At 40.3% G+C, this 21800-nt stretch carries 14 protein-coding genes; all 14 read left to right on the top strand.

Annotated features, from left to right (window positions below; genetic code table 11):
• Positions 1-392 precede the first annotated feature (392 nt).
• The 14 genes from EZ444_RS01015 to EZ444_RS00950 all read left to right on the top strand — a co-directional run bounded on the left by EZ444_RS01015 (position 393) and on the right by EZ444_RS00950 (position 21799).
• Complete coding sequence (locus EZ444_RS01015) at positions 393-1271, top strand: AraC family transcriptional regulator (RefSeq protein ID WP_131606342.1); 879 nt, start codon at positions 393-395, stop codon at positions 1269-1271.
• A 175-nt stretch (positions 1272-1446) separates the two neighbouring features.
• Positions 1447-3909: a glycoside hydrolase family 2 TIM barrel-domain containing protein gene (locus EZ444_RS01010; protein WP_131606340.1), complete on the top strand. Its 2463-nt coding sequence runs from the start codon at positions 1447-1449 to the stop codon at positions 3907-3909.
• A gap of 16 nt (positions 3910-3925) precedes the next feature.
• Positions 3926-6397 (top strand): glycoside hydrolase family 95 protein, encoded by a 2472-nt coding sequence (locus EZ444_RS01005; RefSeq protein ID WP_165503485.1) that lies wholly within the window; start codon positions 3926-3928, stop codon positions 6395-6397.
• 1 nt (position 6398) lies between these two features.
• Complete coding sequence (locus EZ444_RS01000; RefSeq protein WP_131606336.1) at positions 6399-8996, top strand: glycoside hydrolase family 95 protein; 2598 nt, start codon at positions 6399-6401, stop codon at positions 8994-8996.
• Between the two features lie 13 nt (positions 8997-9009).
• Positions 9010-11157, top strand: coding sequence for a glycoside hydrolase family 31 protein (locus tag EZ444_RS00995; RefSeq protein WP_205945183.1), 2148 nt, complete (start codon positions 9010-9012; stop codon positions 11155-11157).
• A gap of 9 nt (positions 11158-11166) precedes the next feature.
• Complete coding sequence (locus EZ444_RS00990) at positions 11167-12354, top strand: alginate lyase family protein (RefSeq protein ID WP_394365945.1); 1188 nt, start codon at positions 11167-11169, stop codon at positions 12352-12354.
• On the top strand, positions 12342-14222 hold the full coding sequence (locus tag EZ444_RS00985; protein WP_131606334.1) for an alpha-L-fucosidase: 1881 nt from the start codon (positions 12342-12344) through the stop codon (positions 14220-14222). Before EZ444_RS00990 ends, EZ444_RS00985 begins: the two co-directional genes overlap by 13 nt.
• Positions 14223-14248: 26 nt before the next feature.
• Complete coding sequence (locus tag EZ444_RS00980) at positions 14249-15550, top strand: glycoside hydrolase family 88 protein (protein ID WP_225874589.1); 1302 nt, start codon at positions 14249-14251, stop codon at positions 15548-15550.
• Positions 15551-15645: 95 nt separating this feature from the next.
• A complete protein-coding gene (locus tag EZ444_RS00975) occupies positions 15646-17085 on the top strand; it encodes an alpha-L-fucosidase (protein ID WP_131606332.1) in 1440 nt (479 codons plus the stop codon).
• A 7-nt stretch (positions 17086-17092) separates the two neighbouring features.
• Entirely contained in the window at positions 17093-18607 is a 1515-nt protein-coding gene (locus EZ444_RS00970) for a DUF4955 domain-containing protein (RefSeq protein ID WP_225874588.1), read from the top strand.
• Between the two features lie 133 nt (positions 18608-18740).
• On the top strand, positions 18741-20156 hold the full coding sequence (locus tag EZ444_RS00965; RefSeq protein WP_225874587.1) for a GDSL-type esterase/lipase family protein: 1416 nt from the start codon (positions 18741-18743) through the stop codon (positions 20154-20156).
• A 64-nt stretch (positions 20157-20220) separates the two neighbouring features.
• Complete coding sequence (locus tag EZ444_RS00960) at positions 20221-20784, top strand: RNA polymerase sigma factor (RefSeq protein ID WP_131606330.1); 564 nt, start codon at positions 20221-20223, stop codon at positions 20782-20784.
• A complete protein-coding gene (locus tag EZ444_RS00955) occupies positions 20765-21034 on the top strand; it encodes a hypothetical protein (RefSeq protein ID WP_131606328.1) in 270 nt (89 codons plus the stop codon). The genes EZ444_RS00960 and EZ444_RS00955 overlap by 20 nt, the downstream gene beginning before the upstream one ends.
• Before the next feature lie 84 nt (positions 21035-21118).
• A complete protein-coding gene (locus tag EZ444_RS00950) occupies positions 21119-21799 on the top strand; it encodes an ATP-dependent Clp protease proteolytic subunit (protein WP_131606326.1) in 681 nt (226 codons plus the stop codon).
• The last annotated feature ends 1 nt before the right edge of the window (position 21800 follow it).

Here is a 21800-nt window from a genome sequence, read left to right as displayed (position 1 = left end):
TAATAAGTTCTCAATCAATTAGGGGATATAAAATTTTTTATATCCCCTTTTTTATCTAAAAGGCGTAAAAATGGTTTTTTTTAAGATTTTCACCCCCTTCTTTTAAGATTTTACCCCCTTTTCTATTTCGTTCAGTAGTAGTTTAGCCTTACCAAATATAATGTTAGTAAGACATTAGAAGTCTTTAACCTGTAAAGCTAAATGAGCCATGAACGAAATTTATGTTACCTTTTTACTGCTTACACTTTTATTAAGTGCGTTTCGCAGTTTATTTTCAAACAAACATTCCGAACTATCTCTGTCGCTGATCGTGAGTCATCAGGTGAAAGGGAATTTATTGTTCAATTAATTTTAATCTAACCAAATTTTTAATCTAACCAAATATATTGATCATGAAAGCACAACTACTTAAAGTATCAATGGAGCCTGCACAATCATTTAGTGTAAGACAAGATCTGGAGCCTTCTATTAATAACAAATGGCACTATCATCAAGAGATTGAATTGATTTATTTCAATAAAGGAGACGGTACCCAATTTATAGGAGATAGTATTAAAAGGTTTAAATCAGGAGACATCGTATTGTTAGGGGCTAACTTACCACACTATTGGAGATTTGATGATGCTTATTTTACTACAGATGTAGAACCTGCGCCTGCTGATGTAAGAGTTGCTCATTTTAGTGAGCAATTATTTGGTGATTGTTTTATCAACCTGCCTGAGAATAAGCAATTGAAAGATATCTTAGAGAAGGCCAAAAGAGGCGTTAAGGTTACCGGTAAAAATAAAGAGCAGGTAGCAGAGTTAATTACAAGAATGCTAAAGGCGGAAGGAACGGAAAGGATTATCATTTTGATGCAAGCCCTGGTAGAAATTGCAAAATCAAGTCAACTGGAAGTACTTTCATCTGTTGGATTCCATTATGATCTGGAGATGATTGAAAAAGACAGGATCAACGACATTTATGATTATACCTACGCTAATTTCAAAAATAAAATATACCTGGAAGAGATTGCAGAAGTAGCCCGGATTAGTCCGAACTCTTTCTGCCGTTATTTTAAATCCCGGACCCGTAAAACCTATTCGCAATTCTTAATAGAAGTAAAAGTTGGGCAGGCCTGTAAGTTACTTATAGAGCACAGCCTTAATCTTAAACAGGTGTGTTATAACAGTGGTTTTAACAACTTTGCGAGTTTTCATAAATGTTTTAAAAAGATTACAGGAAAAAGTCCGCTTTGCTATCAAAAGGAATTTGTTAGCGCTTGCGCTTAGACCTTATTAATTCTTTTTTTGTTGATCCGCAATGCGGGTTTAAGTATCTTTTTTTGCCAAAATTGCTGATGAATAAGCTAAAAGGGTGAATCAATATACTGATGCTATTGAGCAATTTAGCAATACTTAAAAAGAGCGCCAAACAACCATATTTTAAAGTTACATAGATTAAGAAGTGAAGAGAGTCAAGCTGGTATTTTTTATAGGATTGCTTATTTGCAGTCAGTATATTTCTGCGCAAAATAAGCAAAGGTTAGTGCACAATTGGGAGTATTTGAAAGGCGATTTGGGAGGTGTTTGGGAAGCGATCAGGCCAGTTAAAGAAGGTAATCCTGAGAGTGTTCCATTGTGGCAAAACGTAAGTTTACCACATTGTTTTAATGCATTAAATTCAGTTGACCCGGATGAGAATTATTACCAGGGACCAGGTTGGTACCGCACACAGCTGGCGGTAAGTAATCCATATAACGACGGAAGAACCTTACTCCATTTTGAAGGAGCAGGCCAGAAAACACAGGTATATATATATGATAAAAAAGTAGGGGAGCACGTTGGTGGTTACGATGAGTGGACTGTAGATATTACGGATGCCGTTAATGCATTTAAAAAAACTGATATTTTTCAAAAACAGTTTAAAGGGAAAGTACCCTTAGAGATCAGATGCGATAATAGTCGTGATCTGGAAATGATTCCTTCTGATTTATCTGATTTTAACGTTTATGGAGGTCTATATCGGTATTTGAATTTAGTTTATGTGCCAAAGGTATCTGTTGATAAAATTTTTGCTGCTGCATCGGTTGATGTGAAGGGCGCATTAGGAAAACTTAATATTTCAGGAAGGCTTCTTAATCCAGATGGAGTGGATACCATTTCTGTCAAAATAGAAGTAAAAGACCCGGAAGGCAAAGTTGTAGCCAGCTGGGGAAATCAGATGAAAGCATTTCATGGTGATAAAGCCCTTTGGGAAACTAGCTTGAAATCGCCAAAACTGTGGTCGCCACAAGCTCCAAATCTTTATACTGTTCAAACCAGCATCACTGTCAAAGGAGATACACACGTACATCAGGAGAAAATTGGCTTCAGGAATTTTGAATTTGTTAAAAAAGGCCCTTTTATGCTGAACGGCAAACGTTTACTTTTAAGAGGAACACATCGTCATGAAGATCATGCAGGTGTAGCAGCAGCAATGACAGAAGGAATGATCCGTGAGGAAATGCTGCTGATGAAAGATATGGGCGTCAATTTCATTCGCCTTGGCCATTATCAGCAATCGCGCATTGTATTGAATTTATGTGATAGTCTTGGTATTATGGTTTGGGAGGAGATTCCTTGGTGCCGTGGTGGTCTTGGTGGTGATGTTTATAAAGATCAGGCGCGCAGAATGCTAACCAATATGATTGAACAGCATTATAATCATGCTGCAGTGATTATTTGGGGGCTTGGAAATGAAAATGACTGGCCAGGAGACTTTAATGAGTTCGATGAGCAAAAGATCAGAACCTTTATGAAGGAGCTAAATGATTTTTCGCATAAATTGGATGCTTCGAGAAAAACAGCGATCAGAAGATGTGATTTCTGTAAAGATATTGTAGATGTTTATTCACCATCCATTTGGGCTGGTTGGTATAGAGGTATTTATACGGAATACAAGGAAGCTTCTAAAAAGGAATTTGATAGCGTAGATCACTTCCTGCATGTAGAATGGGGTGGTGATAGTCATGCTGGCAGACATTCTGAGACCCCGGATAAAGCCTTGAGTGAGGTGGAAACAGGGGTAGGAACTGATGAACGTGATGGAGATGCATCCCTATTTGGTGGAAGTGCAAGGGTTTCTAAAGATGGTGACTGGAGTGAAAGTTACATTGTTAACTTAATTGATTGGCATTTGAAAGAGCAGGAAAATATGCCTTGGTTAACTGGAGCAGCTTATTGGCCTTTTAAAGATTTCTCTACTCCTGTACGTCCTGATAACCCTGTTCCATACATGAACCAAAAGGGCGTAATTGAACGGGATTTTACTAAAAAGGAAGCTTATTATGTGTTCCAGTCGTACTGGACACAATCACCTATGGTTCATATCTACGGACATTCATGGCCGGTTAGATGGGGAGCTGCGGGCGAAAAGAAAATGGTAAAGGTTTATTCTAACTGTACAGAAGCCGAGCTTTTTCTGAATGGAAAAAGCATGGGTAAAAAGAAGCGTAACAGTCAGAATTTCCCGGCAGCAGGATTAAGGTGGATGGTCCAATATAATGAAGGACCAAACCAAATCAAGGTAATTGCGAAAACAAAGGAAGGCAAAGAGATTACGGATGAAATTACTCAGGAATATCAAACTGCAAAATGGAGCAAGCCTGCTAAATTGGTGTTAGAAAAGATATCCGAAAAAGATAACATTGCTGTTATACAAGTGAAATTATTTGATGGAAACAATATCTTGTGTTTGGATGCCCGTGATTATGTGACATTTGGATTAACCGGAGAGGGAACGCTTATTGATGATCAAGGTACTTCAGATGGCTCCCGTAAGGTGCAGCTTTACAACGGAAGGGCAGTGATCAGCGTAAATCTCAATAAAGGTAAAAGCGTGGCCAGCGTAAAAGCGGAGGGTTTACCAGTTAGCTTCCTTACGCTTTAATTAATTTGTAATTATCATGATCAGAAAACTATTTGTACTCTTATCCCTCAGCTATAGCGCTCTTGCTTTTGGCCAGGTGAAAAAAATCGACGGTACACTAAAACTGTGGTATAACAGACCCGCCGAAAACTGGAATGAAGCTTTGCCAATAGGCAACGGGAGATTAGGAGCCATGGTTTTTGGTGATCCTGCTAAAGAGCAACTACAGTTAAATGAAGAAACTATTTGGTCTGGTGGGCCAAACAGTAACATTACTTCAGAATCGGGAGCCGCTATTCCAGAGTTGAGGAAATTACTATTTGAAGGTAAATTTGAGGAGGCTCAGGCCATTGCTGATGTTAAGATATTCCCTAAAAAGAATAGTGGAATGATCTATCAGCCAGCTGGCAACCTCTTTCTTAAGTTTGATGGCCATGAAAAGGCGACTAACTATTACCGTGATTTGAATATTGAAAAAGCCGTAGCCACGGTTACTTATGAAGTGGATGGCGTAAAGTATAAAAGGGAAATATTTTCTTCATTTTCAGATCAGGTGATGATGGTCCGGTTAACGGCCAATAAGCCTGGTAAGATATCTTTCAGTGCAACAATGGATTCTCCGCAAAATGGAGTGCTGAAAATTGAGAATGGTAAACTCGTGTTTTCTGGCCTCACATCAGATCATGAAGGAGAGAAAGGTCAAATAAAATTTGATTCTCAAGTAAAAGCGGTAGCCGAAGGTGGGAAAGTTGCTTTGCAAAACAATACCTGGACCGTTAAGAATGCCAATTCTGCAACGGTTTATGTTTCAATAGCGACTAATTTCAAGAATTACCATGACATCAGTGGAAATGCAGGTGCTAAAGCAGCTTCATTTTTAGATAAGGCTGTTCAAAAGAATTATGCAACGGCATTGGCAGCACATATTAAATTTTATCAGCAATATTTTAATCGTGTTAAGTTTAACATAGGTGTAAATGAGGCTGTAAATAAACCAACAGACCAGCGTATCGCTGAATTTGCCACAGGCAATGACCCACATTTAACCGCGCTTTATTTCCAGTTTGGTCGATACTTACTCATTTCGAGTTCACAACCCGGAAATCAGCCACCAACTTTGCAAGGTATTTGGAATGATAAAATGTTGGCCTCTTGGGACAGTAAGTATACCATCAATATCAATACGGAGATGAACTATTGGCCAGCAGAGGTCACAAATCTGTCGGAATTGCATGACCCTTTGTTTAAGATGTTAAAAGACCTTTCTGTTACCGGTAAGGAGACTGCTAAAGTCATGTATGGTGCAAAAGGCTGGGTTACCCATCATAATACGGATCTGTGGCGTATTACAGGCCCTGTAGACCGTCCATATGCTGGTTTGTGGCCAATGGGTGGGAACTGGTTAAGTCAGCATTTGTGGGATCATTATATGTTTACTGGTGATCAAAAGTTTTTGAAAGAATATTATCCTGTATTGAAGGGCGCTTGTGAGTTTTACCTGGATGTATTGCAAGAAGAGCCTACACATAAATGGTTGGTGGTATCTCCTTCAAATTCTCCTGAAAATACTTATGTTCCGGGCAAGCGAGTTTCTATTGCAGCTGGTACGACAATGGATAATCAGCTTTTATTTGACCTGTTTACCAAAACCAGTAAAGCTGCAGAGATTTTAAACTTTGATCCTGATTTCCGTAAGGTACTGAAAACTACAATAGCCAGATTAGCGCCTATGCAAATAGGAAAAAATAGTCAACTACAGGAATGGATGCACGATTCAGATCGTCCAGATGATAAACATCGTCACGTTTCACACCTATATGGATTATATCCTGGTAATCAGATTTCTCCTTCAAGAACACCAGAACTATTTGATGCTGCCAGAACGTCTTTAACCTATCGTGGAGATCCGGCAACGGGTTGGTCTATGGGGTGGAAGGTTAACTTCTGGGCCCGTTTCCTTGATGGAAACCATGCTTATAAATTGATCACTGATCAGTTGAAATTGGTAGGCGGTCGAATTGAAGGAGTGAGTACAACTGGTGGCGGAACTTATCCAAATCTATTTGATGCACATCCGCCATTTCAAATTGATGGTAATTTTGGCTGTACAGCTGGTATTGCCGAAATGTTATTGCAGTCACATGATGGAGTGGTACACTTGTTACCTGCATTGCCTGATAACTGGCCAACGGGTCAAATTACAGGTTTGGTGGCTCGTGGTGGATATGTGGTAGATATTACCTGGGACAATAATCAAATTACGCAGCTTAAAATAAAGTCTAAACTTGGTGGCAATTGCAGATTGCGTATCAACGACAATATGAAGTTTAATGCTGGTAAAATTCCTACAGCTAAGGGGATAAATGCTAATCCTTTTTATGAAACGCCACAGGTTAAAGCACCTTTAATTTCTGCACTGGCGAAATTGAATCCAGTGGGAGTTGCAGCGTCAAAAGACTATGATCTTAAAACAGAAGCGGGCAAGGAATACATTTTTAAATTGAATTGATATGATCAGATATAGTCTTCTTTTTCTTGGGGTATTTGTTGGTGCATCAGCTGCATTGGCTCAGAAGAAGCAAGAATTTTTAAGGCTGTGGTATAATCAGCCCGCTAAGATATGGGAAGAGGCTTTGCCATTAGGTAATGGAAAAACCGGAGCCATGGTATTCGGGCGTGTAAACAAAGAGCGTTTTCAATTAAATGACAATACCCTTTGGTCGGGGGCTCCTGATGCGGGGAACAATCCCAAAGCTCAGGCAAATTTACCATTGGTAAGAGCGGCAGTTTTTGCCGGTGATTATGGCAAAGCAGCGGAAATATGGAAAAAGAATATGCAGGGACCGTATTCTGCCCGCTATTTGACTATGGCTGATCTCTTTTTGGACTTTAACCTTAAAGATTCGGTGCCTACAGCATACCATCGCGAGTTAGATATCAATAATGCAATTAGTACGGTTACCTATAAGATCGGTGGTATTACTTATAAACGTGAAACCCTGATGAGCTACCCTGATAAGGTAATGGTTATTCGCTTAACGGCTAATAAAATGCATGCCATAAGCTTTACAACTAGCATCACTAGTAAGTTAAAGTATGGTGTAAGTTCAATAGATTCTAATTACCTCATCCTAAAAGGTAAGGCTCCTAAACATGTAGCACATCGGGCATCTGAGGCGAAGCAGATTGTGTATGACGATAAAGAAGGTATGACCTTTGAAGTGCATGTTAAGGTTAAGGCACAAGGTGGATCAGCAAAAGCGATAGGGAATAAAATTGCAGTAACTAATGCGAATGCAGTTACCATTTATCTCACAAGTGGGACTAGTTTTAATGGTTTCGACAAATCTCCGGGCTTAGCAGGTAAGAATCCTGCGCTTGAGGCCAAACCACCACTTGTAAAAGCCTATCCTAAGACGTTTGTAGCGCTTAAAGCTACCCATGTAGCCGATTACAAACAACTTTTCGATCGTGTTTCATTTAACCTGGCTGATGATGCTGGATTGGCTAATTTGCCAACAAATGTAAGGTTGTCCAGACAAGGTGCTGCTGGCAACGACCAAGGTTTACAGGTACTTTACTATCAGTTTGGTCGGTATTTAATGATCGCCAGTTCCAGACCAGGTTCCCAGGCTACCAATTTGCAGGGACTGTGGAATGATCATGTTCAACCACCTTGGGGAAGTAATTATACCGTAAATGCCAATACTCAAATGAATTATTGGTTGGCGGAGAATACGAATCTTTCAGAATTGCATCAGCCTTTGTTTGATATGATCGGTCGTCTGGCTGTTAATGGTGCAACAACCGCCAAAGAGAATTATGGCATTCAACAAGGTTGGGTAGTTCATCACAATACTGATATCTGGTCTAAAACATCACCTTCTGGTGGTTATGATTGGGATCCTAAAGGTGCACCAAGGTGGTCGGCATGGCCGATGGGCGGCGCCTGGTTAAGCACACATTTGTACGAACATTACCTGTTTACGGGTGATCAAAAATTCCTCAAAGAAAAAGGCTATCCATTAATGAAGGGGGCAGCAGAGTTTATGTTGAGCTGGCTGGTAAAAGATAAAGATGGGTATTTGGTAACAAATCCTTCTACTTCTCCGGAAAATGTCTTTAAAATAGATGGTAAAGAATATGAAGTGAGTAAGGCTACAACTATGGACATGGGGATTATCAGGGAGTTGTTTAACGATTGTATCGAGTCGTCGAAAGCGCTTGGTATTGACGCTGATTTTTCTGAGCGCCTGGTGCAAGCTCGTGCAAAACTGTATCCATTTAATATTGGTAAATACGGGCAGTTACAGGAATGGTTTAACGATGTGGATGATCCTAAAGATACGCATAGGCATTTATCTCATTTGTTTGCGCTGTATCCTGGAAATCAAATTACTACACAAAGTACACCTGAACTTGCTGCTGCTGCAAAGCAATCGCTGATTCACCGCGGTGATGTGAGCACGGGTTGGTCGATGGCCTGGAAAATGAATTGGTGGGCGAGGTTAAAGGATGGAAATCATGCTTTAAAGATTTTAAAAGCTGGACTTACCTTAATCGATCCTGCTAAAACAGTAGAGCCAAAAGCGAATCCAAATGCTCCTGCGGCGCAGCTAACGAATATTCAAATGAGTGGCGGTGGTACTTATCCTAATTTATTTGATGCCCATCCACCTTTTCAAATTGATGGAAACTTTGGGGCTACAGCTGGAATAACAGAAATGTTGCTGCAAAGTAATGAGGGCGAAGTAAGTCTGCTGCCCGCATTGCCAGATGAATGGAAAGCGGGTAGTATCAAGGGCATAAAGGCCAGAGGCAATTTTACGGTTGCTATCGATTGGAAAAATGGCAAATTATCAACAGCACAAATCTATTCTGGATCAGGTGGCAATTGCAGGTTAAGTACAACTGTGCCGGTAAAAGTCATTGGTATCGTTTCAACAGCAGCGACTGGTTCAAATAGGAATAGCTTAAATGAAATGTCTGAGAAACCGGAATACCATAAAAATGAACAAGCTAAACTTCAGGATCTTGGTCTGAAAAATAACTATATCATAGATTTCAAAACTGAAAAAGGAAAAACCTATAAAGTAATTACCCAATAAACCATTATTTGCTATGAACCGAATATTTAAATATTCAATTTGCTTAATCCTCCTGATTAGTACCTCCAGGTTAGCTGCTCAGGATATCAAATGGGAGCAAGTTGCTCCTGGTGTTTGGAAAGGGAGTATTGGCAAGCCGGAAAGCTATAACTTGCTGACTGCTGCTGGAGCTAAACCTGCCCTGGATGGATTAAAAGACATGGGCGATGTTGCATTTCCCCTTGTACAAGAAGAAATAACTGCAAAGCTTACTGATGGTAAAATTTATCTGCGCTTTCCGCTGGATAAGAAAGAGCAGCTTTACGGCTTTGGCTTAAACTTTCAAACCGTGTATCAGCGTGGTAAGATCTTGAAACTGCATGTAGACCATTTTGGAGGTAAGGATAATGGACGTACACATGCGCCAACACCTTTTTATGTCTCCTCAAATGGCTATGGCGTATTTATCAATTCGGCGCGATACCTGGATATTTATGCCGGATCTGCTGTAAAACGTGATGGGAAAAATGTACCTGAAGCTAAAGATCGCAATACAGATAAAACCTGGTCTTCGCGTCCGTATTCGGATGGAGTAGAGGTTTTGGTACCAGCGGAGGGCGTTGAATTTTATGTATTTGCCGGCCCTAAACCACTTGATGCCGTTCGTAGGTATAACTTGTTAAATGGTGGTGGTGTATTGCCTCCACGTTGGGGATTGGGCTTTACCCAAAGGGTAAAAACATTATATACTTCTGCTGATGTAGAAGCTGAAGTAAAAGCTTTTGAAGACAAAGGTTTTCCGCTTGACTTTATTGGTTTAGAACCTGGATGGCAAAGTAAAGCTTACCCTTGTACTTTTGAATGGGATAAGACACGCTTTCCTAACCCTTCAGTTTTCGTGAAAAGTTTATTGAATAAGGGGGTTAGAGTGAATCTGTGGACAAACCCATATATTTCTCCGCAAGCCTCAATTTATAATGGCATTAAACCATTTACAGCAGATCATACCGTATGGTTGGGGGCTATTCCTGATTTGACAATGCCTCAGGCACGTGATATTATGTTCTCTCAATTGAAAAAGAGCCAGGTAGATATTGGCGTTAGTGGCTATAAATTTGACGAGGTAGATGGTTATGATCATTATTTATGGCCTGATGTAACGACTTTCCCTTCGGGTAAAAGTGCGGAGCAAATGCGCCAGACTTATGGCTTATTGATTCAGCGCTACAGTGCTGATATGTACCATGAGCGCAATCAGCGTACTTATGGATTGGTTAGGGGATCAAATGGGGGCGGTGCTGCTTTACCCTATGTAATTTATAACGATTATTATAACCACGAAGATTTTATCACCGCCTTGATCAACAGTGGTTTTGCGGGTGTATTGTGGACGCCAGAAGCCAGAGCTTCTAAAACTGAAGAAGAATGGTTACGTCGTATGCAATCTGTGGTGTTTTCGCCAATGGCTATGATCAATGCCTGGTCTACAGGTACTAAACCTTGGTCGTATCCTAACGTAGAACAACAAGTAAAAGATGTTGCATTGCTGCGTATGCAGATGATGCCCTACTGGTATAGTGAGTTTGCAAAATACCATTTTAAGGGTATACCGCCATTTAGAGCGATGAATCTTGAGGATGGCTACCAGGCTGATGTTAAAAAAGAAGTGAAGACTACCAATCTGGAAGAAAACCCATATGTAGAAGCCGTAAGTAAAGAGGTTAAGGACCAATATATGGCTGGCGAATATTTATTAGTAGCGCCTATGTTTACCGGAAAACAAACCCGTACAGTGATTTTACCTAAAGGTAAATGGTTTGATTTTTATACCGGAGAATATGCTGGTGATGGTCAAGTGATTACCATCACTCCGGGCTTGGATAAAATTCCTGTTTATGTAAAAGACGGTGGTATTGTGCCTATGGGGCCTGCATTGATGCACGCACCTAAATCTACAGATAAAATTGATCTGGAGATCAGGTACTATGGCAGTAAACCGGGTAAGTACATGCTTTATGATGATGATGGCGAGACTTTTAACTATGAAAAAGGTGCGTATAGCTTTAGGGAAATTAATATAGTTAAGGATGCTTCTGGTAAACTTAAGGCCTCTATTTCCAATGCCCCCAAAGGGAAACCAAATACCATTAACAAAGTTAGCTTTAGGGCTATGACCAAATAAATGAACGTTATGAAACAATTGGTATTAACAGCATTTGTATTGATAAACATGATCAGTTATTCATCCTTCGCTGCTGCGAAGGATGGTCAGACAGACCCAAAAGGTGTAGAGCAGGAAGTTGTGAAAACGTTAAAGGCTTCTATTCTGAAAAATGCGGACTGGGCAATGAAGCAACAGCCTGTTACGGTAACTGCCGAAAGCTCGTCGAGAAGCGCAGGTGGTAAGCATGATTTTTATTCGGAGGGTGATTATTGGTGGCCAGATACACAAAATCCGGAAGGCCCATACATTCAAAAGGATGGGATGACCAATCCAGAGAACTTTGTCGCACACCGTTTGGCAATGATTCGTTTTAGCAAGATCATTGGCGCATTGGCTTCTGCCTATAAACTTACTGGAGATCAGAAATATGTAAAGCAGGCTATGTTGCATTTACAAGCCTGGTTTGTAAATGAAGGTACAATGATGAATCCTAACCTATTGTATGCGCAAGCTATAAAAGGACGATTCACAGGCCGTGGTATCGGAATTATTGATACCATTCAGCTAATGGAAGTAGCGCAGGGAATTATTGTATTGCAAAAAGCGATGGAATCAGGCGTATTAGCTGAGACCCGAAAATGGTTTGCGCAGTATTTAACCTGGCTAATGAGCCATCAGTATGGGAAAGATGAAATGAATGCTCAAAATAACCATGGAACTTGTTTTACCATGCAGGTAGCATCTTTTGCAAAATTGTGCAATGATGATAAGTTACTGGATTTTTGTCGTGATCGGTATAAAAATGTCTTGTTGCCCGATCAAATGGCTGTAGATGGAAGCTACCCAAGAGAACTTGCACGTACAAAACCTTATGGTTACTCCATCTTTAACCTGGATGCGATGACCACGCTTTGCCAGATTCTTTCTACCAAAACAGATAACCTGTGGGACTTTAAAACGGCTGATGGAAAATCCATTAAAAAAGGGATTGAATACTTATATCCTTTTGTAGCTGACAAAAGTAAATGGCCTTTAAAGCCAGATGTAATGTACTGGGATAACTGGCCTGTAGCACAACCATTTTTGGTTTTTGGTGCCAATGCGTATGATCAAACGAACTGGTTAAACACCTGGACTAAGCTTGATCATAATCCTAAAGTAGAAGAAGTAATTAGAAATTTACCCGTAAGAAATCCTTTAATATGGCTCAATTAAATAGCAAATCAGCGTTTTTATTGTCCGCTTTGTTATGTGTAAATCTTTATTCCTACAGTCAGGTGGCTGGTGATGAGGATGCAAGTATGTTGAACAAGGCACAACAACGTGACCAAAAAGCAATGGATGAGGCCAGAAATGGCTGGTGGAAAAACTCCATGAAAACTCATGACGAACGCGTACAATGGTGGCGAGATGCCCGCTTCGGTATGTTTATACACTGGGGATTATATTCATTGCCTGCAGGTGAATGGAAAGGCAAGGAGGTAAAAGGATATTCGGAGCATTTGATGCGTAAAGAAAAGATTACCAGAACGGCATATCTTGATCTGGCCCATGTGTTTAACCCTGTTAAGTTTAACGCAGAGGAATGGATTTTAACAGCAAAGAATGCCGGAATGCGTTACTTTATCATTACTGCAAAGCACCATGATGGTTTTGCGATGTATGATTCAAAAGTCTCTGACTTTAATGTGGTTAAGCAAACTCCTTTTAAGCGCGACCCAATGGCCGAGCTAGCGACTGCGGCTAAGAAACATGGGATGAAGTTCGGCTTTTATTATTCACATGCTTTTGATTGGGAGCATCCCGATGCACCTGGTAATGACTGGGAGTACCAGAACCCAGGTGGAGATAAATTAATTGGTGGTGCCAATTGGTTTGACAACCATCCGGAGTGGTTACCTAAGGCGGTAAAGTATGTCGACGAAAAAGCTATTCCACAGATAAAAGAGTTGATCAATAAGTATCATCCTGATATTATATGGTTCGATACTCCTCATAAATTGCCTTTGTCTGAAAATATTAAGATCCTTAAAGCGATTAGGGACACTGATCCGAATATCGTGGTGAATGGTCGTTTGGCAAGAAGTTCGAGTGGTAATTTTGGTGATTATGTAAATACGGGCGATAGGCCGGCAGAACTACTTACGGTTGCAGGTGATTCGGAAGCAATTCCTACTACCAACGAATCTTATGGTTATTCTAAACACGATAAAAGTCATAAATCAGCTCGATTTTTTATTCAGCTTTTAGCTAATTCTGCTTCAAGAGGAGGAAACCTATTGATGAATATCGGGCCAAAAGGCGATGGTACTTTTGATCAGAAAGACAAGCAGATTTTGGATAGTATTGGTGGATGGTTAAAGCAAAATGGTGCAGCAATATATGGTACTCAGAAAGGTGTGTTGCCAATCCCTGCATGGGGAGTCAGCACAGTAAAGGGACAAAATATTTACCTGCATGTATTTAACTGGCCTAAAGACGGTAATCTAGTCGTGGGTGGTTTAAAAAGCGATGTTAAAACAGCTTATCTACTAACAGACAAAAACAAAAAGCCATTGGCTCTTAAACGTTTGGGTGCTTCGGATTTAAATGTAAGTCTGCCTGTAAATACAACTGCTAGTCCTGATGTGGTGATCGTATTAGAAGTAAATGGTAAGATAGACGTTGATGTGGCTAGAGTGATATCTCCGAGTGTTTCTACGAACCGATTCCTTGTGTTTGATGCGGAACAGCATGGAAAGAAAATGGGCTATGGCGATGGAAAAACCGACCGCTACTTTGTTAATGGCTGGAAATCGAAAGACAGTTACCTAACATGGGATTTAAAAGCCCTAAAGCCAGCTAAATATAAAGTTGTTGTAAAATACATTGCAGATGAGGGCGGTTCTTCTTATGAGGTTAGCGTTGGCGATTTTTCTAAACAAGAGGAAGTTGTAGTCTCGCAAAAAGGTGCGGTAGTGACCAAAGAAATAGGTGTTGCAGAACTTGGCACTGGTCCAGTACAGCTTAGCGTTAAGCCAATAGCGATTAAAGGTGCTGAATTGATGAAGCTGCTCGAAGTTCAGCTGGTACCGGTAAATTAATATATGAATAATAACAGAGAGAAAATATGAAATCATTATCTATAACTGTATGTGCATTGATGTTGGCTAGTTCCTCATCCTTTGCGCAGTCTAGTGTTACACGTACTAGAACGACTACTGGTACAGTTAATTCTCAGTCGGCAAATTCGCGTAATACTCCGGATTTTGCACCTACTGTACGTAAATCAACGCCTGCAGAAATTGAAGTAGACGTAAAACAAGCTTTTAAACAAGCTGATAAGCAAACTATTTTGCTGTTGAAGGAAATTGAGAAAACGAAAGCTGCTAGTACAAATGCCGACCAGTTTTCGCCAAGAACATTAGAAAAAGGGGAGTTGAAATTGGTTGCCTCGCGTGATTGGACCAGTGGATTTTTCCCTGGGGAACTTTGGTTCTTATATCAATATACTGGGAAACAAGTATGGTTGGATCAGGCAAAAGCATTTACGGCTTTGGTAGAGCAAGAGCAATTTAATGGCAAAACACATGATATGGGTTTCAAGGTTTATTGCAGTGTGGGTACTGGTTACCGCATCACTAAAGATAAACACTATGCTGATGTCATTATCCAGTCCGCAAAAACATTAGCTACGCGTTTCAATCCAAAAACGGGCGTGATCCGCTCATGGGACCATAGCACTGATAAATGGATAAACCCAGTAATTATTGACAATATGATGAACCTGGAGCTGCTATTTGAAGCTACAGCACTTACTGGTGATTCTTCTTTTTATAAAATTGCGGTGAGCCATGCAAATACAACGATGAAAAATCATTTCCGTCCAGATTACAGTTCTTACCACGTGATTGATTATGATCCGAATACTGGTGCTGTACTGAAAAAGAATACGCATCAGGGCTATAGTCATGAATCAGCCTGGTCAAGGGGACAAGCTTGGGCATTATATGGATATACCATGTGCTATCGTTTTACAAAGAATCCAGTCTATTTAAAACAGGCTGAAAATATTGCAGCTTTTATCCTTAATCATAAAAATATGCCGGCAGACTTGGTTCCTTACTGGGATTTTGATGCACCTAATATTCCTAATGAACCACGCGATGCTTCGGCAGCGGCGGTTATTGCTTCAGGATTGTATGAATTGAGTGATTACAGTAAAAACAAAAGCCTTTATCTGAAAAAGGCTGACATCATGTTAAACAGTCTGAGTACTAAATACATTTCACCGGTAGGAGAAAATAAAGGATTTATTTTGCTGAGTAGTACGGGCTCAAAACCGTCAGACAGTGAAGTGGATGTACCTTTGTCTTATGCTGATTATTATTACCTTGAGGCATTGCTAAGGTATAAATCATTAAAAAGATAGGTGATTATAGCATAAGGATGAGCCAATTTTGCTGAATATTAACAATATGATATTCTCTAAATTAGGAGTTAATAAAACCAAATTATAAACAAATCATGTATAAACGAAAAGTACTTTTAATAGTAGCGGCTTTTTTAATATTAGGCCAGTCTGCATATAGCCAAAGCGCATTAACAAAGGATGAACGAATGGCCTGGTGGCGCGATGCCAAATTCGGTATGTTTATCCATTGGGGTGTATACGCGCAGTTTGCGGGTGTTTATAAAGGACATGAACAACTAAGAGGGGGAGCAGAGTGGATTATGAATCGTTCTAAAATTCCTGTTGCTGAATATCAGGAAATGGCCAAGAGCTTTAATCCCGTAAAGTATGATGCGGATGCATGGGTGAAAATGGCAAAAGACGCAGGAATGAAATACATTATCATTACTGCAAAACACCATGATGGATTTGCTTTGTTTAACTCTAAAGCAAGTAAATGGGACATTACTGACGCGACTCCTTACGGTAAAGATTTATTAACTCCACTGGCGGCAGCTTGTAAAAAGTATGGCATTAAGTTGGGCTTTTATTATTCTCAGGCTCAGGATTGGAACAATCCTGGAGGATCTGTTGCAAGAAAAGAAATGCGGGAAGGTTGGTTGAATCCTGATTCTGCTAAAATTGATGCCTATACATTAGCTAATAAAGGCCATTGGGATCCTGCTCAGATGACTAAAACTTTTGATCAATATATTGATGAAGTGGCGGTACCACAGGTTAAGGAACTGATGACGAATTATGGTGATGTTGCTGTGCTTTGGTGGGATACACCAACCAACATGACTGATGAGGCGGCTTTAAAATTACAGGCAGCACTAAAATCACAACCGCAAATTATTACTAATGATCGCTTAAAGCGTCCGAACTTTCCTGGTGATACCAAAACTCCAGAACAAAAAATACCTAGTCAAGCTGAACTGGATGGCATGGATTGGGAGACCTGTATGACCATGAATGGTACCTGGGGCTTTAGGACTTCAGATCATAAATGGAAGTCTACGGAGACTTTAATCCGCAATCTGGCAGATATTGCTTCAAAAGGTGGTAACTATTTACTGAATATTGGTCCTAAACCTGATGGTACATTTCCGCAGGAAAGTGTAGATCGTTTGAAGGCTATAGGTGGCTGGATGAAGGTCAATAGTGAAGCGATATATGGGACTAAATCGAGTCCATTGGCACCTTTAAGTTGGGGCCGTTGTACAAGAAAAGAAACACCAAAAGGGACTACGCTTTATTTCTCTGTGTTTAACTGGCCTGCCAACGGGCAATTGGTTATTCCAGGGGTAAATAACAAAGTTTTGTCGGCAACATTGTTGGCTACAAAAGGTAAGTTACAAACGGAAATCAAAGGTGATGGGCTGACCATCAATGTACCTGCGACTGCTCCTGATGAAATTGCCAGCGTAATTAAGGTTGAGTTTGAAGGAGCGGTAGCTCATCAGGTAGAAACAAAACCTAAGAAAGAAATGAAAACAGGTGCATTAGATTAATAAGATTTTGAAAAGAATAATCCTTGTTTTAAACGTATTGCTCTTAACTGTTGCCGTTCAGGCACAAAAAACAGCTCCTTTATGGGAGGACTTTGTCAAAGCTAAAAAATCAGGTGGTACAGCAGTACTCCCTGATTTTTCATATGCGGGCTATGGTTTTTCCGAAATTCCCTTACCATCGGTAAGTGATAAAAAGTATTTTAAGGTAGATGATTATGGTGCAAAAGCCGATGATGATCAGTTTGATGATGTAGCGATTCAAAAGGCTATTGATGCAGCTGAAGCGAATCCAGGTGGTGGCGTAGTATTCTTCTCAGTAGGTAAGTATCTAATAGCAGCAGATGAGGATGCGACCAAGCAAATCAGGATAGCTAAAAGTAACATCGTTTTAAAGGGTAGTGGAAGTGGAAAGGGTGGAACGGAAATTTATCAGGCCAATATGAGAATCAATGGCCGGCAGTTTTTGTTTAAACCCGAAGAGAGTAAAGTTGAAAAGCTAGCAACTATTGTTAAAGATGCCGGACGTGAAACTTTTTCGGTTGTTGTAAAAGATGCTTCAAAACTTAAAGTAGGTCAGGATGTAGCAGTTCGTCACAGAAGTGAGGAATTTACAAAGCTTTATTTTGCTCCTTTAGAATTAAAACCGCAATGGTCAAGGTTATTTGGTGATAAAGGTGGGATGTTGATCTATGAAATCCATACGATCACTAAAATTGAGGGTGATAAGGTGAGTTTTAAAAACCCTATTCATATCGGTATTAAAATGGTTAAGTCTGCCAACTGGACTATAGAATCTTATAATTCTATTGACCATTGTGGTGTAGAGGACATTTTGTTTACCAGTAACTGGAAAAATTATCCGGAAGAGTTTATCCACCATAAAAATGAAATTCATGACTATGCTTATGAAGCTGTAGGTATGGAGTATCTAAAAAATAGCTGGGTTCGCAATTGTGAGTTTCATGATTGGAATGAGGGGGTTTTCATACGCTCAGGTTACCAGATTACTGTAGAGAACACGCATTTTAGAGGGAAAAAGGGGCATGCCTCGGTGCACGCCCGTACTGGTTATGGTGTATTGGTGAAACATTGTACTTTTAATGGTGCTCAGCATCATGGTGCAGGTACTGGATATAGTGCAGTAGGGACTGTAGTTACTCAATGTTCGTTAGGTACTGATCAGAACTTTGATATTCATTCGGGCCAGCCTTATGCTACGCTTTATGATGATATTGATGGAGGTGTTTTTTATAATTTAGGAGGCCCGGAACCAGGACATCCACACCATGGTAAGCAATTGGTATTGTGGAATTTTCATCATAAATCTGATAAGGATCAGCATTATAATTTTTGGGATATGAGCAGGCGGAGGAATTATACAATTGCTGCACCAATTATTGTAGGTTTTACTTCTAATAAGCCGGTTACGTTTGAGAATGCAGGATCAGTAGAAATGCAGGGGGAAACGGTGTTGCCGAAATCGCTGTTTGAAGCGCAACTATCTTTACGATTGAAAAAATAACTGTTCTCTTCAAGAGCTGCATTGCTTCGCTGAAAAAGCGAAGAACGCTAGGCTCTTTCTGAGAAAGTAATTTTTTTCTAAACTGGGTGGCTAAAATGGATGCTTATATTAGAGGGTAATAAATCAAATAAAAATGAAGTATATCATTAGGTTGAGCCTTATTTGGGGGCTATTCTTGATTGTAGGGAATTCTTTTGGACAATCGAAAATGCGTATTGCTTGTATTGGGAATAGCATCACTTATGGATCTGGGCTAGCCAATAGGGCTCAGGAGTCTTATCCTGCGCAGTTACAGACTTTGTTGGGTTCAAGCTATGAAGTACTTAATTTTGGCGTAAGTGGGGCTACGATGCTTAAGAAGGGCAATAAGCCGTACTGGAATACGCCGGAATATCAGAAAGCACTATTGAGTAATCCCCATTTGGTATTTATCAAGTTAGGTACCAATGATAGTAAAGTGGTAAATAGGCCGATGATGGGCGATTTTGAGCAGGATTATCGTGATATGATTCGGAGTTTTATAGAATTGCCAAGTCATCCGAGGGTAGTTTTGTTGTTACCCGTAAAGGCCTTTTCTGACGAGAAATTTGGTATTTCTGGAACTTACCTCAAAGCAAGTATGATTCCTATGATTCAAAAGTTGGCTTATGATGAAAAATTAGCGGTACTTGATTTATATAGCTTGTTTGCAGACAAGGAAGAGCTATTGGCGGATAAAATTCATCCCAATGTGGTTGGTGCAGGGTTTATCGCTAGGCGATTGTATGACTTTATTAAGCTGCAAGCTAAGCCTGTTCCTGGTGGTAATGGTTTAATTGATGAGGCAGAAAAAAGTAATTTTTATGGATACAACTGTTTCTCATTCGATTTTAAAGGCCATAAAGCTAAGATCGTAGTACCCAAAGCTGTGGCCAAAGGTATGCCATGGATATGGCGGGCTAGATTTTGGGGACATGAGCCGCAAACTGATATTGCGCTGTTAGAGCGAGGGTTTTATGTGGTATATTGTGATGTGGCTGAGCTATTTGGTAATGCAGAGGCTATTGGGGTATGGAATGATTTTTATGCGCAGTTGCGGAAAATGGGCTTTGCTAAAAAAGCGGTACTGGAAGGAATGAGTCGCGGTGGGGTGTATGCTTATAATTGGGCCGCTGCCAACCCTACAAAAGTAGCCTGTGTATATGTCGATAACCCTGTGCTGGATTTAAAGAGCTGGCCAGGTGGTAAAGGTATAGGGCCAGGAAGTAAAAAAGAATGGGGTATTTTTTTGAAGGACTATGGTTACACTACTGAAGAACAGGCGGAAGGATTTGCCGGGAGTCCGATAGATAAAATTAAAGATATTGTTAAAGGTAAATACCCTATGCTTCATGTTTGCGGCGATATGGACGAGCTGGTTCCCATGTCTGAAAATACCTTGCCATTTGCAGAGAAAATAAAGCAAGCCGGTGGTGACATCAGGATCATTCATAAGCCCGAAGGGAAGCACCACCCGCATAGCTTACCCAATCCGCAGGCTATAGTCGACTTTATTTTAAAAGCCAGATAAAATTTTGGTGAATTTTGGTGATATTTGAGTTTAAATGTCCACATACTATTAAAACATAGTAATCATGGCCACAAAATTAAAGGAAGATACACCATGTAATGATCGCCAAGCCTGGCTTACTACATTATACAAGAATACCTTCCCGCTGGTAGCAAAGCACATCAGCAGGATGGGTGGTTCACTGGATGAAGCTCAAGACATTTTTCAGGATGCGTTGATCATTTATTATGAGAAAACCGTCCGCGCTGAGCTGAGTTTGGAATATAGCGATAAAGCTTACCTGTTTGGCATCGCCCGCCACCTTTGGAGCAAACGATACAAAGAAAGTGAAAGGCAGGTATCCATTGACGAACTCGATGCTGATTTTGATGAACAGGCTGGCTTATTCAATCCTGATGACCAGGAGATATCTACGTCCCGATTGTTCCAGCTTTTACAAACTTCAGGTCAGAAATGTATGCAGCTGCTTAATGCATTTTATTATGAGAAACTGAAAATGGAAAGTATTGCTGAGCGGTTTGGCTTTTCAGGTCCACGCTCCGCTACAGTTCAGAAATACAAATGCCTCGAAAAAGTTAAAGAAACAGTAAAAGAAAAATCAATAAGCTATGAAGACATCCTTGAATGAGCTGCAGTTAATTGAAGATTTTCTTTTGGGAAATACCAATGCAGAGGATAAAGTCTTGATGCAGGCCCGTCAGATACTGCAACCTGATCTTAAGGAAAGCGTGTACTGGCAGCAAAAAACGTATCGCTTGATTGAAACCTATGGCAGGGAACAGCTTCGTAAAGAAATCAGGCAGGTACATCAAATGCTATTTACAGCGCCGGAGCATTTATCTTTTAGGGAGAGGATTCAACAGTTCTTCAGTAAGTAAACCATCTTAATTTAATCACAAGTTTAATGTCCAGATAATGGGCAAGGGCAATGCTATGCCCTGATTTAATCTAATAATTAGAATATGAAAAATAAGGAATTTCGCAATTATGCTGTAAAGCATCACCGCATCAATAGTTTGTATGTAGACAATTACATTTCCAGGAGTTCGGCTATGGTTGGGCCTATTGCTATGACCCCTTACATCACAGAAGAGCGGCAATTAAACGTTGCGCAGATGGATGTATTCTCCCGTTTAATGATGGATCGCATCATTTTTATGGGGGAGGCTGTAGACGATAGAAACGCAAATGTAATACAAGCACAATTGCTCTTTCTGCAGTCAACAGATGCCGAGAAAGATATCCAGTTGTATGTAAATTCACCTGGGGGATCGGTTTATGCTGGCTTAGGTATTTACGATACTATGCAGTTTATCGCTCCTGATGTGGCCACGATTTGCACAGGAATAGCGCTATCTATGGGGGCTGTATTGCTTTGTGCCGGTGCGGCTGGAAAGCGTTCTGCCTTGCAACATTCCCGCGTGATGATTCATCAAACTTCAAGCGGAGCGCAGGGGACAGCCACTGATATGGATATATCGATTAAGCAGGTATTGCAGGTACAAAAAGAGCTTTACCAGGTTATCGCCCGTCACAGTGGACAGCCTTATGAAAAGATCAATGAAGCCGCCAGCCGAGACTATTGGATGTCATCAGCTGAGGCTAAGAAATTTGGAATGATTGACGAGGTTTTGTCTAAATAAG

This window comes from Pedobacter hiemivivus, from assembly GCF_004331685.1.
Taxonomy (GTDB): domain Bacteria; phylum Bacteroidota; class Bacteroidia; order Sphingobacteriales; family Sphingobacteriaceae; genus Pedobacter; species Pedobacter hiemivivus.
The sequence above is the reverse complement of the archived record's forward strand: the minus strand, read 5'-3'. Positions and strand labels throughout refer to the sequence as shown.

Excerpts from the sequence above, each read along its gene's own strand:
- EZ444_RS01015 (WP_131606342.1), top strand. The coding sequence starts at position 393 with ATGAAAGCACAACTACTTAAAGTATCAATGGAGCCTGCACAATCATTT.
- EZ444_RS01005 (WP_165503485.1), top strand. The coding sequence starts at position 3,926 with ATGATCAGAAAACTATTTGTACTCTTATCCCTCAGCTATAGCGCTCTT.
- EZ444_RS01000 (WP_131606336.1), top strand. The coding sequence starts at position 6,399 with ATGATCAGATATAGTCTTCTTTTTCTTGGGGTATTTGTTGGTGCATCA.
- EZ444_RS00995 (WP_205945183.1), top strand. The coding sequence starts at position 9,010 with ATGAACCGAATATTTAAATATTCAATTTGCTTAATCCTCCTGATTAGT.
- EZ444_RS00990 (WP_394365945.1), top strand. The coding sequence starts at position 11,167 with ATGAAACAATTGGTATTAACAGCATTTGTATTGATAAACATGATCAGT.
- EZ444_RS00985 (WP_131606334.1), top strand. The coding sequence starts at position 12,342 with ATGGCTCAATTAAATAGCAAATCAGCGTTTTTATTGTCCGCTTTGTTA.
- EZ444_RS00980 (WP_225874589.1), top strand. The coding sequence starts at position 14,249 with ATGAAATCATTATCTATAACTGTATGTGCATTGATGTTGGCTAGTTCC.
- EZ444_RS00975 (WP_131606332.1), top strand. The coding sequence starts at position 15,646 with ATGTATAAACGAAAAGTACTTTTAATAGTAGCGGCTTTTTTAATATTA.
- EZ444_RS00965 (WP_225874587.1), top strand. The coding sequence starts at position 18,741 with ATGAAGTATATCATTAGGTTGAGCCTTATTTGGGGGCTATTCTTGATT.
- EZ444_RS00960 (WP_131606330.1), top strand. The coding sequence starts at position 20,221 with ATGGCCACAAAATTAAAGGAAGATACACCATGTAATGATCGCCAAGCC.
- EZ444_RS00955 (WP_131606328.1), top strand. The coding sequence starts at position 20,765 with ATGAAGACATCCTTGAATGAGCTGCAGTTAATTGAAGATTTTCTTTTG.
- EZ444_RS00950 (WP_131606326.1), top strand. The coding sequence starts at position 21,119 with ATGAAAAATAAGGAATTTCGCAATTATGCTGTAAAGCATCACCGCATC.